This window comes from Planococcus sp. FY231025, assembly GCF_052078085.1.
GTDB lineage: Bacteria > Bacillota > Bacilli > Bacillales_A > Planococcaceae > Planococcus.
In genome coordinates, this window is sequence record NZ_JBQJJG010000015.1 from 19729 (window position 1) to 35793 (window position 16065).

A 16065-nucleotide genomic window follows, 5' to 3' on the forward strand; every position below is an offset into this window, starting at 1 on the left:
CATGGCATGGCGACACGCAACCACAGGTATACAGAAAATGAGCTCTCAGTCAGCTTCGTTTTCTTTTTGTCTTTTCGATATCATACACCATTTGGCGGAAATCGCAAAGACCTATAATCGTTTTATTGAGGGGTGAATAAGTTGGTAGGTCAACTAGTTCAGTACGGGCAACATCGTCAACGTAGAAGCTTTTCGAGAATTAAAGAAGTGCTCGATCTTCCAAACCTGATTGAGATTCAATCAGCGTCTTATGAGTGGTTCCTCGAAGAAGGGCTGCGCGAAATGTTCCGAGATATCTCGCCGATTGAAGATTTCACTGGAAATCTGTCGCTCGAGTTTGTTGACTACAGTCTCGCGGAACCGAAATATCCAGTCTCTGAATCAAAAGAACGTGACGTCACTTATGCGGCACCGCTGCGCGTAAAAGTGCGTCTGCACAACAAAGAAACAGATGAAGTGAAGGAACAGGATGTCTTTATGGGCGATTTCCCATTGATGACCGAAACCGGAACTTTTGTAATCAATGGCGCTGAACGCGTTATCGTTTCCCAGTTGGTGCGTTCACCAAGTGTTTACTTCCACGACAAGACCGATAAAAACGGCAAGAGAGGCTTCGGGGCTACGGTTATCCCTAACCGCGGCGCTTGGCTTGAATATGAAACAGATGCTAAGGATGTTGTATACGTCCGCATCGACCGCACACGCAAATTGCCGGTAACGGTCCTTTTGCGGGCGCTTGGCTTCGGATCCGACCAAGAAATCATCGATTTGCTTGGAGATAACGAATACCTGCAAAACACCCTTGAAAAAGACAACACCGAAAGCACAGAAAAAGCGCTTCTTGAAATCTATGAGCGCCTGCGCCCGGGTGAGCCGCCGACAGTCGAAAGCGCAAAGAGCTTGCTCTACTCGCGTTTCTTCGACCCAAAACGCTATGACCTGGCGAATGTCGGACGCTATAAAATGAACAAAAAGCTTCATATCAAAAACCGTCTTTTCAATCAAACCATTGCTGAAACGCTGGTTGATCCTGAAACAGGCGAAATCCTGGTGGAAGCTGGCACGGTTATCGACCGCCGAGTGTTGGACCGTTTGATCCCTTATCTTGAAGGCGGCGTGAATTTCCACACTGCATCCCAGTCTGGCGGAGTCCTTGAAGGCGACGTTACGCTTCAGTCCATCAAGATCTATGCTCCAAATGATGAAAACCAAAAAGAAATAACAGTCATCGGCAATGCGTACGTGGAAGACAAGATCAAACACGTAACGCCTGCTGACATCATTTCTTCTATCAGTTACTTTTTTAACCTACTTTACGGAGTCGGAAACACAGATGATATCGATCACCTGGGTAACCGCCGCCTTCGTTCAGTCGGGGAATTGCTGCAAAACCAATTCCGCATCGGTTTGTCCCGTATGGAACGGGTTGTGCGCGAGCGTATGTCGATCAATGACACACAAGCGATCGTACCGCAGCAATTGATCAATATCCGTCCGGTTATTGCATCAATCAAAGAATTCTTCGGTAGTTCTCAGCTTTCCCAGTTTATGGACCAAACAAACCCGTTAGGGGAATTAACTCACAAACGCCGTCTATCTGCGCTTGGGCCTGGTGGCTTGACGCGTGAACGAGCCGGCTTTGAAGTACGTGACGTTCACTACTCGCATTATGGCCGTATGTGTCCAATCGAAACGCCTGAGGGTCCGAACATCGGATTGATCAACACGCTTTCGACTTTTGCGAAAGTGAATAAATTCGGTTTCATTGAAACTCCTTACCGCCGCGTAGACCCGGAAACAGGAATCGTAACGCCTCAAATCGACTACTTGACTGCTGACGAAGAAGATAATTACGTAGTGGCCCAGGCTAACTCGCGATTAAATGATGACGGCTCTTTTGTAGAAGAAGAAGTGGTAGCCCGTTTCCGCGGTGAAAACACATTGCTTAAACGCGAACGCATCGATTACATGGACGTTTCGCCGAAACAGGTCGTTTCGGTTGCGACAGCTTGTATTCCGTTCCTTGAAAACGATGACTCCAACCGTGCATTGATGGGAGCGAACATGCAGCGTCAAGCAGTTCCATTGCTTAACCCTGAAGCGCCATTCGTCGGCACGGGGATGGAGCATTTGGCAGCACGGGATTCAGGTGCGGCAGTCATCGCTAAATACGAAGGTATTGTTGAATCGGTGGAAGCACGTGAAATCAAAGTGCGCCGAATCGAAGAAGTGGATGGCAAAGAAGTCAAAGGCGACGTCACTTCTTACAAATTGCAAAAATTCGTCCGTTCAAACCAAGGGACCAGCTATAACCAACGCCCGATCGTCAAAGTCGGCGACCGCGTATCGCCTCGCGATATCCTGGCGGATGGCCCTTCGATGGAACGCGGCGAAATGGCCCTTGGACGCAACGTCCTTGTAGCGTTCATGACATGGGACGGCTTCAACTATGAAGATGCGATCATCATGAGTGAGCGTTTGGTGAAAGACGATGTGTATACATCTGTCCACATCGAAGAATACGAGTCCGATTCACGCGATACAAAACTCGGACCGGAAGAAATCACGCGCGATATTCCGAATGTCGGGGAAGATGCGCTTCGCAACCTGGACGACCGCGGAATCATCCGTGTTGGCGCAGAAGTGAAGGACGGCGACATTTTAGTCGGGAAAGTTACGCCGAAAGGGGTTACGGAACTGACAGCTGAAGAGCGCCTATTGCATGCGATCTTCGGTGAAAAAGCTCGTGAAGTGCGTGATACGTCCCTTCGTGTACCACACGGAGCAGGCGGAATCGTGCTTGACGTTAAAATCTTCAACCGCGAAGATGGCGATGAATTGCCGCCGGGTGTAAACCAGCTGGTGCGTGCATACATCGTTCAGAAACGTAAAATTTCAGTCGGGGATAAAATGGCCGGACGTCACGGAAACAAAGGTGTAATCTCGCGCATCCTTCCTGAGGAAGACATGCCGTTTATGCCGGATGGAACTCCTGTTGACATCATGCTTAACCCGCTTGGGGTACCATCACGGATGAACATCGGACAAGTACTTGAGCTTCACTTGGGTATGGCGTCCCGTTCACTTGGAATTCATATGGCCTCTTCTGTATTTGACGGAGCCAATGAAGAAGACGTATGGGAAACGATGGAAGAAGCTGGAATGCCGCGTGACGGAAAAACCATCCTTTACGATGGCCGTTCAGGTGAAGCATTCGATAACCGTGTATCTGTAGGGATCATGTACATGATCAAACTTGCGCACATGGTCGATGATAAATTGCACGCCCGTTCAACCGGTCCATATTCTCTTGTTACGCAGCAGCCACTTGGCGGTAAAGCCCAGTTCGGCGGACAGCGTTTCGGTGAGATGGAAGTTTGGGCGCTTGAAGCATACGGGGCAGCCCATACGCTTCAGGAAATCCTGACTGTTAAGTCGGATGATGTGGTAGGACGCGTGAAAACGTATGAAGCAATCGTCAAAGGCGAGAGCGTTCCAGAGCCGAGCGTTCCGGAATCGTTCAAAGTTTTGATCAAAGAGCTTCAGAGTTTAGGTATGGACGTTAAAATGCTGACGATTGATGATGAAGAAATCGAGTTGCGCGATTTGGATGAAGAAGAAGATCTTCAACCGGCCGATTCGCTGAACATCCTGCCAATCGCAGATACAGAAGCACCTGTTGGAACAGTTGATTGATAAATCTTGGAATCGGGCGGTCTTAGCCTGCCGCCCGTCTTCCAATCACTTGGTCGCAAACGAGGAAAAGCCGTACAGAAACTCGAGACAAAAGGGAGGTAGGCTCCTTGATAGATGTTAACAATTTTGAGTATATGAAAATCGGATTAGCGTCACCCGATAAAATTCGCTCATGGTCTTATGGAGAAGTCAAAAAGCCAGAAACAATTAACTACCGTACATTAAAACCAGAAAAAGACGGTTTGTTCTGTGAACGTATTTTCGGTCCTACAAAAGACTGGGAATGCCATTGCGGAAAATACAAGCGCGTCCGTTATAAAGGTGTAGTCTGCGACCGTTGTGGCGTTGAAGTCACACGTTCAAAAGTACGCCGTGAGCGCATGGGCCACATCGAGCTTGCAGCTCCTGTATCACATATTTGGTATTTCAAAGGAATTCCGAGCCGCATGGGCCTTATCTTGGATATGTCCCCGCGCTCACTCGAAGAAGTGATTTACTTTGCTTCTTACGTAGTAATCGACCCTGCGGATACACCGCTTGAAAAGAAACAGCTTCTTTCGGAAAAAGAATACCGTGCTTATCGCGATAAGTTCGGCAAAAAATTCCAAGCTGCAATGGGTGCCGAGGCAATCAAACGACTTCTGCAGGAAATCGATCTTGAACGCGAAACGGATTCATTGAAAGAAGAATTGAAAACTGCCCAAGGACAGCGCCGCACACGTGCGATCAAACGCCTTGAAGTAGTGGAATCGTTCCGTAACTCCGGAAACAATCCGGACTGGATGATTCTTGACGTTCTTCCGGTTATCCCGCCGGAACTTCGCCCGATGGTTCAATTGGATGGCGGACGTTTTGCAACTTCCGACCTGAACGATTTGTATCGTCGCGTGATCAACCGGAACAACCGCTTGAAACGCTTGTTGGACCTTGGTGCGCCTAGCATCATCGTCCAAAACGAAAAACGCATGCTTCAGGAAGCTGTTGATGCGTTGATCGATAACGGCCGCCGCGGCCGTCCTGTTACTGGACCGGGTAACCGTCCGTTGAAATCTCTTTCTCACATGCTGAAAGGGAAACAAGGGCGTTTCCGTCAAAACCTTCTTGGTAAACGTGTTGACTATTCAGGACGTTCCGTTATCGTTGTAGGACCGAACTTGAAAATGTACCAATGCGGATTGCCTAAAGGAATGGCAATCGAGCTATTCAAGCCTTTCGTCATGAAAGAACTTGTTGAACGCGGATTGGCCCATAACATCAAGAGCGCGAAACGCAAAATCGAGCGTCTGCATTCAGAAGTTTGGGATGTACTCGAAGACGTGATCAAGGAGCATCCGGTTCTCTTGAACCGTGCACCAACGCTTCACCGACTCGGTATCCAGGCGTTTGAACCAACGCTTGTGGAAGGCAAAGCGATCCGTCTTCATCCGCTAGTATGTACTGCATACAACGCCGATTTCGATGGTGACCAAATGGCCGTCCACGTACCGCTTTCTTCTGAAGCACAAGCTGAAGCGCGCCTTCTTATGCTTGCTGCCCAGAACATCTTGAACCCGAAAGACGGAAAACCGGTTGTAACTCCATCTCAGGATATGGTTCTAGGAAACTATTACTTAACACTTGAGCGCAAAGGAGCTACAGGCGAGGGCGCTACATTCTCAGGTCCGGAAGAAGCGCTTGTCGCTTACCAGACAGGGCATGTGCACCTTCACACAAGAATCGCGATTCTTGCTGGATCTCTGAACAACCCGACGTTTACGGCAGAACAGAACAAAATGCTCCTATTGACTAGTGTCGGTAAGATCATTTTCAACGAAATTCTTCCGAAATCGTTCCCTTATATCAACGAGCCGACCGATTTCAACTTGCAGGTGGAAACGCCGGCGAAGTATTTCGTACCGACTACGACCGATATCCGCAGCTACTTTGCTGAAGCAGAACTCGTGACGCCGTTCAAAAAGAAAATTCTTGGTGAAATCATTGCGGAAGTCTTCAAACGCTTCCACATTACAGAAACTTCAAGAATGCTTGACCGTATGAAGAGCCTTGGCTTTAAATACTCGACTCAAGCCGGTATCACGGTTGGTGTGGCGGATATCGTCGTACTTCCTGATAAAGGTGAAATCCTGATCGAAGCGCAAGCGAACGTGGATAAAGTCATGAAGCAATTCCGCCGTGGTTTGATCACGGAAGAAGAACGCTACTCGCGCGTTATCTCTTATTGGAGCAATGCAAAAGACGTCATCCAGGAAAAACTGATGGCATCTCTTGATAAATTGAATCCGATTTATATGATGAGTGACTCCGGAGCGCGTGGTAATGCTTCCAACTTCACGCAGCTTGCGGGTATGCGCGGACTCATGGCCAACCCGGCCGGCCGCATTATCGAACTCCCGATCAAATCTTCATTCCGTGAAGGTCTGACGGTACTCGAATACTTCATCTCTACTCACGGTGCACGTAAAGGTCTTGCCGATACGGCCCTGAAGACAGCTGACTCCGGTTACTTGACACGCCGTCTCGTAGACGTTGCACAAGATGCAATCGTCCGCGAAAACGATTGTGGCACAGACCGCGGCTTGCTTGTCGGAGCCTTGAAGGAAGGGTCGGAAGTGATCGAAGAGCTGGACGAGCGCATCTTGGGCCGTCATGCGAAGAAAACGATCCGCCACCCTGAAACAAAAGAAGTCATTGTTGAAAAAGACGAATTGATCACGCAAGATTTGACTCGCCTCATTGTGGAAGCGGGAATCAAAGAAGTGACAATTCGCTCGGCGTTTACATGTAATACGAAACATGGCGTTTGTAAGAAATGCTACGGTACGAACTTGGCAACTGGCGACGAAGTTGAAGTGGGCGAAGCAGTGGGTATCATTGCGGCTCAGTCAATCGGAGAACCAGGAACTCAGCTTACAATGCGTACATTCCATACAGGCGGGGTAGCAGGAGACGATATTACACAAGGTCTTCCGCGTATCCAGGAAATCTTCGAATCGCGTAATCCGAAAGGGCAAGCGGTCATTTCTGAAATCAACGGTACAGTTACCGAAGTGGATGAAATCCGTGAAGGCCAGAAGGAAATCACGATCCAAGGTGACGTCGAGACACGCAAATACTTGGCGCCTTACAATGCCCGCCTTAAAGTGCACGTGGATGATGTCATCCGCCGCGGCGAAGTGTTGACGGATGGATCGATCGATCCGAAGCAGTTGCTGCAAGTTAAAGATGTTCAATCTGTCCAAGTGTATTTGTTGAAAGAAGTCCAGAAAGTCTACCGTATGCAAGGGGTTGAAATCGGAGATAAGCACGTTGAAGTTATGGTCCGTCAAATGTTCCGTAAAGTCCGCGTGATCGAAGCTGGCGATACTGATTTGCTTCCAGGTTCACTATTGGATATTCACCAATTCACAGAAGCGAACGAAAAAGCGGTTCTAGAAGGCAACTTGCCTGCTACTAGCCGTCCGGTAATTCTCGGTATTACGAAAGCTTCACTTGAAACAGAATCCTTCCTATCAGCAGCGTCGTTCCAAGAAACGACTCGCGTCCTTACAGATGCAGCGATCAAAGGAAAACGCGATGAATTGCTAGGACTGAAAGAGAACGTCATCATCGGCAAGCTTGTTCCAGCCGGAACAGGAATGCAGCGTTACCGCCAAATCAAAATCGCACAGGCTGAAAAAGCTGTGAAAGAAGAGATTGTCGGCAGCGAATCATAATTGAATTGTATTCCGGAGAGGTCTTTAAAAACTCTCCGGGATTTTTTAGGAATATTGTTGACATGGATTGCTGAGAGTGATAACATGTTGAGGGTTGATGGTTTAGCTGTCTGTTGCTTGGAAAGGCATGCGAATGTCTTGTAAAAGATTCAGGCAAAAGAAGCATCATCGGTATAAAGCAATCAGTAAAAGCATTAGAAAGCGGCATTGTCCAAGATGTAAGAGCGGCAAAGACGCGAACGATCGAATGGCCGAGCAGATTTATCCAACAGCCTTAGAAAAGGTATTCCGATCAGATTTGCAGATTCACGATCCAAGCTTGGCAAAGCAAAGGCAATTATGCCGGCGCAGCTGCTGTGGCGTTTACTGGATACCAGTTTTTGTGTGAAAACACAAAGGCTTTGTTTTTACCCAAAAAATGAACCACCTGGATATGTGGTATTAGAACACCTTTTGAGAGGAGGAAAAAATCGATGCCTACAATTAACCAATTAGTTAACAAGCCTCGTAAACCAAAAAGCACTAAATCAGACTCACCAGCGTTGAACAAAGGGTATAACAGCTTCAAAAAGTCTCAGACTGACGTAAGCTCACCTCAAAAACGTGGAGTTTGTACTCGTGTTGGTACAATGACACCAAAGAAACCGAACTCCGCATTGCGTAAATACGCGCGTGTACGGTTGACAAACCAAATTGAGGTCAATGCATATATCCCTGGAGAAGGACACAACCTTCAAGAGCACAGTGTAGTTCTTCTTCGCGGCGGACGCGTAAAAGATTTACCGGGTGTGCGTTACCACATCGTACGTGGAGCACTTGATACTGCTGGAGTAAACGGCCGTATGCAAGGACGTTCTAAATACGGAACAAAACGACCAAAAGTCAAAAAATAAAAAGTTAAAATAACGAAGTGATTTCGTTGAAAGGAGGAACATACATGCCTCGTAAAGGTCCTGTAGCTAAACGTGACGTGTTGCCAGATCCAATTTATAATTCGAAATTGGTGACACGCTTAATTAATAAAATGATGGTTGACGGAAAAAGAGGTACTTCACAAAAGATCCTATACGGAGCGTTCGAACTAGTTAAAGAACGCAGCGGGAAAGATCCGATTGAAGTATACGAACAAGCATTGACTAACGTTATGCCAGTTCTTGAAGTTCGCGCACGCCGTGTCGGCGGAGCTAACTACCAAGTGCCGGTTGAAGTTCGTCCAGAGCGCCGTACAACTCTAGGCCTTCGCTACCTTGTAAACTATTCACGTCTTCGTGGAGAGAAAACAATGGAAGAGCGTTTGGCTAATGAAATTCTAGATGCTGCAAACAACACTGGAGCAGCGGTTAAGAAACGTGAAGATATCCACAAAATGGCGGAAGCGAACAAAGCGTTTGCTCATTATCGCTGGTAATTTCTTTCAAGATGTAAAAATCTTAATCCGAGACGGAAGGAGAAAGACAACATGGCTAGAGAGTTCTCCTTAGACAAAACACGTAATATCGGAATCATGGCACACATTGATGCCGGTAAAACGACTACTACGGAGCGTATTTTATACTACACAGGCCGTATCCACAAAATCGGCGAAACGCATGAAGGTGCTTCTCAAATGGACTGGATGGAGCAAGAGCAAGAGCGTGGAATCACGATCACTTCTGCTGCAACAACAGCGTCATGGAAAAACCACCGCGTCAACATCATTGATACTCCTGGACACGTAGACTTCACAGTTGAAGTTGAACGTTCATTGCGCGTACTTGATGGTGCAGTTACAGTTCTTGATGCTCAATCAGGTGTTGAGCCCCAAACTGAAACGGTATGGCGTCAAGCGACAACATACGGAGTTCCGCGTATCGTATTCATTAACAAAATGGATAAAATCGGTGCTGACTTCTTATACTCGGTAAGCACATTGCACGATCGCCTGCAGGCAAACGCTCATCCGATTCAATTGCCAATCGGTGCAGAAGACGACTTTTCAGCGATTATCGACCTTGTTGAAATGAACGCGCGCTTCTACGCAAATGATTTGGGAACTGAAATCACAGAAGGGGAAATTCCTGAAGAGTACAAAGAACTTGCTGAAGAATGGCACACTAAACTAGTGGAAGCTGTTGCTGAGCTTGACGAAGACTTGATGGAAAAATACCTGGGTGGGGAAGAGATCACTGTAGAAGAACTTAAAGCCGGAATCCGTAAAGGGACTTTGGATGTTGAGTTTTACCCAGTGGTCTGCGGAACTGCTTTCAAAAACAAAGGTGTTCAATTAATGCTTGATGCAGTAATCGATTACCTGCCATCACCATTGGATGTACCTCCAATGACTGGCGTCCTTCCAGATTCTGATGAGGAAGTTATCCGTAAGCCTAGCGAAGATGAGCCATTCTCAGCGCTAGCGTTTAAGGTAATGACGGATCCATACGTTGGGAAATTGACTTTCTTCCGTGTGTACTCTGGTACTCTTAAATCTGGTTCTTACGTACAAAACTCTTCAAAAGGCAAACGTGAACGCGTAGGACGTATCCTGCAAATGCACGCTAACTCTCGTGAAGAGATCGCTGAAGTTTACTGCGGCGATATCGCTGCGGCAATCGGCCTTAAAGATACCTCTACTGGAGATACTTTGAGCGACGAGAAGCACCAGGTAATCCTTGAGCGTATGGTTTTCCCAGAACCGGTTATCTCCCTTTCTGTGGAACCGAAATCTAAAGCCGACCAAGACAAAATGGGTCAAGCCCTTGCGAAATTGCAAGAAGAGGATCCGACTTTCCGTGCGCACACTGACCAGGAAACTGGCCAGACGATCATCGCAGGTATGGGTGAACTTCACCTTGATATCCTAGTTGACCGTATGCGCCGTGAGTTCAACGTAGAAGCTAACGTGGGTGCACCTCAGGTTTCATACCGTGAGACATTCCGTCAGTCTGCTAAAGTCGAAGGTAAATTTGTACGCCAGTCTGGTGGACGCGGACAGTTCGGACACGTTTGGATCGAATTCGCTCCAAACGAAGAAGGAGCAGGTTTTGAGTTTGAAAATGCGATCGTTGGTGGTGTGGTTCCACGTGAATACATCCCAGCAGTTGAAGCGGGTCTTCGCGACTCTCTAGATAACGGTGTAATTGCCGGTTATCCATTGATCGATATCAAAGCTAAATTGTTCGATGGATCTTACCATGACGTCGACTCGAATGAAATGGCATTTAAAGTTGCTGCTTCTATGGCGCTTAAAAATGCAATCTCTAAAGTTAACCCGGTTCTTCTTGAGCCAATCATGCGCGTCGAGGTTGTTATCCCTGAGGAATACCTTGGAGATATCATGGGTGACATCACGTCACGCCGCGGCCGTGTAGAAGGTATGGACGCACGCGGAAACGCGCAAGTTGTCCGTGCTATGGTACCTCTTGCTGAAATGTTCGGCTATGCGACTTCATTGCGTTCTAACACGCAAGGCCGTGGTGTATTCTCTATGCACTTCGACCACTATGAAGAAGTACCGAAATCAATTTCAGAAGAAATTATCAAAAAAAATAAAGGCCAATAATTGAATTTTGACCTTTAATAAAGTATAAATAGTTTGTATGCCCGGAATAATAGGGCCCTATTATTCTGGCACAGCAAACTACCTACTAACTTACATTCTGAGGAGGATTTTTCTAATGGGAAAAGCTAAATTTGATCGCTCTAAAACACACGCTAATATTGGTACAATCGGTCACGTTGACCATGGTAAAACAACTTTGACTGCAGCTATCGCTACAGTTCTTGCTAAAGCGTCAGGCGGGGAAGCTCGTTCTTACGACCAAATCGATAACGCACCAGAAGAAAAAGAACGCGGTATCACAATCAATACTTCACACGTTGAGTATGAAACAGCTACGCGTCACTATGCACACGTTGACTGCCCAGGACACGCCGACTATGTTAAAAACATGATCACTGGCGCTGCTCAAATGGACGGCGGGATCCTGGTAGTATCTGCTGCTGACGGCCCAATGCCACAAACTCGTGAGCACATCCTTCTTTCACGTCAAGTAGGTGTACCTTACCTAGTTGTATTCATGAACAAATGTGACATGGTTGATGACGAAGAGCTTCTTGAACTAGTTGAAATGGAAGTTCGCGATCTTCTTTCTGAATATGATTTCCCTGGCGATGACATTCCTGTCATCAAAGGTTCTGCTCTTAAAGCTCTTGAAGGAGAAGCTGAGTGGGAAGAAAAAATCATGGAATTGATGAACGCTGTTGATGAGTACATTCCAACACCACCACGTGACACTGACAAGCCATTCATGATGCCTGTTGAGGACGTATTCTCAATCACTGGCCGTGGTACTGTTGCTACTGGACGTGTTGAGCGTGGACAAGTTAAAGTCGGCGATACTGTTGACATCATCGGTCTTACTGAAGAACCAAAATCTACAACTGTAACTGGTGTAGAAATGTTCCGTAAATTGCTTGACTATGCTGAAGCTGGCGACAACATCGGTGCTCTTCTTCGCGGGATCTCTCGCGACGACGTGCAACGTGGACAAGTATTGGCTAAACCAGGCACAATCACTCCACACACTGAATTCACAGCTGAAGTTTATGTTCTATCAAAAGAAGAGGGTGGCCGTCACACGCCATTCTTCACAAACTACCGCCCGCAGTTCTACTTCCGTACAACTGACGTAACTGGCGTTTGCAACCTTCCTGAAGGCGTTGAAATGGTTATGCCTGGAGACAACATCGAAATGACTGTTGCTTTGATCTCTCCAATCGCGCTTGAAGAAGGAACTAAGTTCTCTATCCGTGAGGGTGGACGTACTGTAGGCGCTGGCGTAGTTGCAAAAATCACTAAATAATTTTTGCTAAGGTCCAAACCCCCGGTTTATCATTTGATAAACCGGGGGTTTTTTTGTTTTTAGAAGCAGGCTGATGCCTGCTTTTTCTCGTTATATGAAGTATGTAATATATTGCGTTCAAAAAATTTTCACATTTTTTAAGAGCCGTGGAAACGTTGCTACATCAACAATGAAAACGGATACATTATTTATCAATATTCTAAATAGACTAAAAATTCACGGAAAGTTGATTGACACCCCTTAAAATAGGCGATATGATAGCAACAATTTACATCGAGAAAACAAAAATTAATAAATTCCAGAAACAAAATATCCAAAGAAAGAAGTGGACAGCATGGGCGAACAAATGATTTATATGGATGGCAATTTTGTTAAAAAAGAAGATGCGAAGGTTTCTGTTTACGATCACGGGTTTTTATACGGTGATGGAGTGTTCGAGGGAATTCGATCCTACAATGGAAACGTGTTCCGGTTAGAGGAACATTTAGAACGTCTTTACGATTCCGCTAAATCGGTCATGCTTGAAATTCCACACTCTGTTGAAGAGTTGACGTCAATCGTAGTGGAAACACTCCGGCGCAACGAATTAAAAGATGCGTATATCCGCCTGGTGGTATCGCGGGGGCCGGGAAACTTAGGGCTCGATCCTCTCAGTTGTCCGAGACCAAGCGTTATTGTCATTGCAGAAGCATTGTCGCTCTTTCCGAAAGCCTTATACGAAACGGGCATTGAAATCGTATCAGTAGCCACACGGCGAAGCCGGTCGGATGTGCTGAGCCCGAAAGTCAAATCGCTCAACTACATGAATAATATTCTAGTGAAAATCGAAGCCAACCTGGCGGGCGTTTCCGAAGCGCTCATGCTGAATGATCAAGGCTATGTCGCAGAAGGATCTGCAGACAACATCTTCATCGTCCGGAAGAACAAATTGCTGACACCTCCGGGATATGTCGGAGCGCTTGAAGGCATTACACGAAACGCAATTATGGAAGTGGCGAAAGAAAAAGGCTACGAAATGCAGGAAGCTGTTTTTACAAGACATGATGTATATGTCGCTGATGAAGTCTTCTTGACCGGAACGGCAGCGGAAGTGATCGCTGTAGTGAAAGTCGATGGAAGAACGATCGGAGACGGAAAGCCCGGACCGGTAACAAACGATTTGCTTTGCTCGTTCCGCGAACTGGTACAGCAAGATGGCGTTAAGGTTTATGCAAATCAATTGAATGCAGTATGACAATTGAATAATCCAATTCAATGACGAGGTTAAAGAACATGGAAGATGTATTTACAGAGAGCCGGTACAGGTGGAAGCCGGCAATACTACCATTTTCGACATCCCCTCTGAGTGGAATGCTGAAAGGCTCCGGCCGAATAGGTATTCCCGGTGGCCGCGTAAAGCGGCTCATCGTTAACAGCGGATAAGCCGAGCTTATCCATGAGGCTGCAGTTGTGCAGCGAACTAGGGTGGTACCATGAAGCTTTTTCATCCCTATGCGAAGAACATGTTTCTTTGTGTAGGATGAAAAAGCTTTTTTTTATTCTAACAAAGACACAATTCAAAAGGAGGCGGAAAGATTGGGAGTAAATTTGGAAGTTAGAGAAGCAGTAGAACAGAAATTAAAAGGCAGCGGTGCTGATGTCCTGATTCAATCGTTGAAAGAGCAGGGTGTGGATGTGATTTTCGGTTATCCGGGAGGAGCCGTACTCCCGATCTATGACGCGCTCCATAGAAACCCGATCCGCCATGTGCTGGCACGGCATGAACAAGGTGCCATACACGCTGCCGAAGGATATGCCAGAGTATCCGGAAAAACCGGGGTGGTGATTGCGACATCCGGTCCGGGGGCGACGAACTTAGTGACAGGGATTGCCGATGCAATGCTTGACTCCCTTCCGCTGGTTGTCTTTACCGGACAAGTTGCGAGTAGCGTCATCGGAACGGATGCTTTCCAGGAGGCGGACATCATCGGGATTACGCAGCCGATCACCAAGCACAATTACCAAGTGAAAAACGTGGAAGATTTCCCCCGGATCATCAAGGAAGCATTTTATATTGCTTCAACCGGGCGGCCGGGGCCGGTGGTCGTTGATATCCCGAAGAACATCTCGACAGAGCTGATGCAAAGCTATGAAGACGAAGAAGTGAACCTCCCGGGATACCAGCCGACGACACAGCCGAATTACCTTCAAATACAAAAAGCCGCTAAGGCGTTGTCTAAGGCGAAGAAGCCACTGATTCTAGCAGGAGCCGGCGTCCTGGCAGCAAAGGCGTCAAAAGAGCTTCAGGAATTTGCAGAACGCCATCGATTGCCGATCACGAATACATTGCTGGGGCTTGGCACAATCGGCGGAAGCCATGAACTGTTTCTCGGGATGGCCGGGATGCATGGCACCTATACCGCTAACACAGCCATCTGCGAGTGCGATGTGCTTCTGAATATCGGCGCCCGCTTTGATGACCGGCTGACTGGAAACTTGGCCCACTTCGCACCAAAAGCAAAAGTCATCCACATCGATATCGACCCGGCTGAAATTGGCAAGAACGTGCCGACCGCGATTCCAATAGTGGCCGATGCAAAAGAAGCGCTGCGCGAATTGCTGAACCAGGACTTTGACTCTCCCGATACTGCCGACTGGTTAGAAGAGCTGGCAGCGAATAAAACCGATTATCCGCTTCAATACAAAGCGGACGCAAAAAGAGGCATTCTTCCCCAGCAGGCGATTGAGCTGATCCATCGCCTGACCGGCGGCGACGCGGTGGTGACGACAGATGTCGGACAGCACCAAATGTGGGCAGCCCAGTACTACAAGTTCTCACATCCACATAATTGGGTGACATCCGGAGGGCTTGGCACAATGGGATTCGGTTTCCCCGCAGCCATCGGCGCTCAGCTGGCGCGCCCGACAGAAAAAGTCGTTGCAATTGTCGGTGATGCCGGATTCCAGATGACACTTCAGGAACTTTCGCTGCTCCAGGAACTCCGGCTTCCGGTGAAGGTCGTAATCTTGAACAACCAAAGCCTTGGGATGGTACGGCAGTGGCAAGAAACATTCTACGAAGAACGCTATTCTCAATCATTGATCCATGTGCAGCCGGACTTCGTGAAATTGGCACAAGCATATGACATTGCCGGCTATAAAGTTGAGACGATGGAACAAGCGGAATCGGTGTTCAAAGAAGCGTTTGAGTCGAATGAGCCGGCGCTGATTGATTGCCGGGTAGTACAGATGGAAAACGTCTATCCGATGGTTGCGCCAGGCAAAGGGCTTAACGAAATGATCGGGGTGACAAGCGAATGAAACGAGTGATAACGACTACAGTGATCAATCAAAGCGGCGTCCTGAACCGGGTAACGGGCCTCTTGATGAAACGCCAATTCAATATCGAGAGCATTTCCGTCGGACATACCGAAAAGCCGGGAATGTCGAAAATGACATTTGTCGTCAATGTGGAAGATGAAGGGAAGCTTGAGCAATTGCTCAAGCAGCTGCAGAAACAGATCGATGTCATCAAGGTCAATGACATTACCGATAAGGCGATGGTCATGAGGGAGCTGGCGATTGTAAAAGTAGTATCGCCGCCGGCTGTCCGCAACGAGCTTTATGCAATCGTCGAACCGTTCCGCGCCACAGTGGTGGATATGAGCAAGAACGTCACCACCTTCCAAGTGGCCGGCGATCCGGAGAAAGTCGAGGCATTCATCGACCTAATGAGGCCTTACGGAATTAAAGAAGTAACAAGAACCGGTGTATCCGCATTTGTCCGTGAGACACAAAAGACCCCGGCAGCACAGCTGTCGATTCTTTAATAAAAC

The 16065-nt window shown here is 47.5% G+C and carries 9 protein-coding genes; all 9 read left to right on the top strand.

All coding sequences use genetic code 11. The annotated features are described in order from the left end of the window. The first annotated feature begins 141 nt into the window (after positions 1 to 141). Entirely contained in the window at positions 142 to 3696 is a 3555-nt protein-coding gene (gene rpoB, locus ACTL32_RS17890) for a DNA-directed RNA polymerase subunit beta (RefSeq protein ID WP_441342735.1), read from the top strand. 107 nt (positions 3697 to 3803) lie between these two features. Further along, the gene (gene rpoC, locus ACTL32_RS17895) at positions 3804 to 7409 is read left to right on the top strand and encodes a DNA-directed RNA polymerase subunit beta' (protein WP_441342736.1); all 3606 of its coding nucleotides are present in this window, start codon (positions 3804 to 3806) and stop codon (positions 7407 to 7409) included. 473 nt (positions 7410 to 7882) lie between these two features. Beyond that, positions 7883 to 8302, top strand: coding sequence for a 30S ribosomal protein S12 (gene rpsL / locus ACTL32_RS17900; RefSeq protein WP_204893701.1), 420 nt, complete (start codon positions 7883 to 7885; stop codon positions 8300 to 8302). Between the two features lie 44 nt (positions 8303 to 8346). Beyond that, positions 8347 to 8817 (top strand): 30S ribosomal protein S7, encoded by a 471-nt coding sequence (gene rpsG, locus ACTL32_RS17905; RefSeq protein WP_008432480.1) that lies wholly within the window; start codon positions 8347 to 8349, stop codon positions 8815 to 8817. 51 nt (positions 8818 to 8868) lie between these two features. After that, positions 8869 to 10947, top strand: coding sequence for an elongation factor G (gene fusA, locus ACTL32_RS17910; protein WP_441342737.1), 2079 nt, complete (start codon positions 8869 to 8871; stop codon positions 10945 to 10947). Between the two features lie 115 nt (positions 10948 to 11062). Next, positions 11063 to 12250, top strand: coding sequence for an elongation factor Tu (gene tuf / locus ACTL32_RS17915; RefSeq protein WP_441342738.1), 1188 nt, complete (start codon positions 11063 to 11065; stop codon positions 12248 to 12250). 334 nt (positions 12251 to 12584) lie between these two features. Beyond that, a complete protein-coding gene (gene ilvE, locus ACTL32_RS17920; RefSeq protein WP_441342739.1) occupies positions 12585 to 13484 on the top strand; it encodes a branched-chain-amino-acid transaminase in 900 nt (299 codons plus the stop codon). Positions 13485 to 13825: 341 nt separating this feature from the next. Continuing rightward, positions 13826 to 15550, top strand: coding sequence for an acetolactate synthase large subunit (ilvB, locus tag ACTL32_RS17925; RefSeq protein WP_441342740.1), 1725 nt, complete (start codon positions 13826 to 13828; stop codon positions 15548 to 15550). After that, on the top strand, positions 15547 to 16059 hold the full coding sequence (ilvN, locus tag ACTL32_RS17930) for an acetolactate synthase small subunit (protein ID WP_204893706.1): 513 nt from the start codon (positions 15547 to 15549) through the stop codon (positions 16057 to 16059). Before ilvB ends, ilvN begins: the two co-directional genes overlap by 4 nt. Positions 16060 to 16065 lie beyond the last annotated feature (6 nt).

Excerpts from the sequence above, each read along its gene's own strand:
- ilvN (WP_204893706.1), top strand. The coding sequence starts at position 15,547 with ATGAAACGAGTGATAACGACTACAGTGATCAATCAAAGCGGCGTCCTG.
- ilvE (WP_441342739.1), top strand. The coding sequence starts at position 12,585 with ATGGGCGAACAAATGATTTATATGGATGGCAATTTTGTTAAAAAAGAA.
- rpsG (WP_008432480.1), top strand. The coding sequence starts at position 8,347 with ATGCCTCGTAAAGGTCCTGTAGCTAAACGTGACGTGTTGCCAGATCCA.
- rpsL (WP_204893701.1), top strand. The coding sequence starts at position 7,883 with ATGCCTACAATTAACCAATTAGTTAACAAGCCTCGTAAACCAAAAAGC.
- tuf (WP_441342738.1), top strand. The coding sequence starts at position 11,063 with ATGGGAAAAGCTAAATTTGATCGCTCTAAAACACACGCTAATATTGGT.
- fusA (WP_441342737.1), top strand. The coding sequence starts at position 8,869 with ATGGCTAGAGAGTTCTCCTTAGACAAAACACGTAATATCGGAATCATG.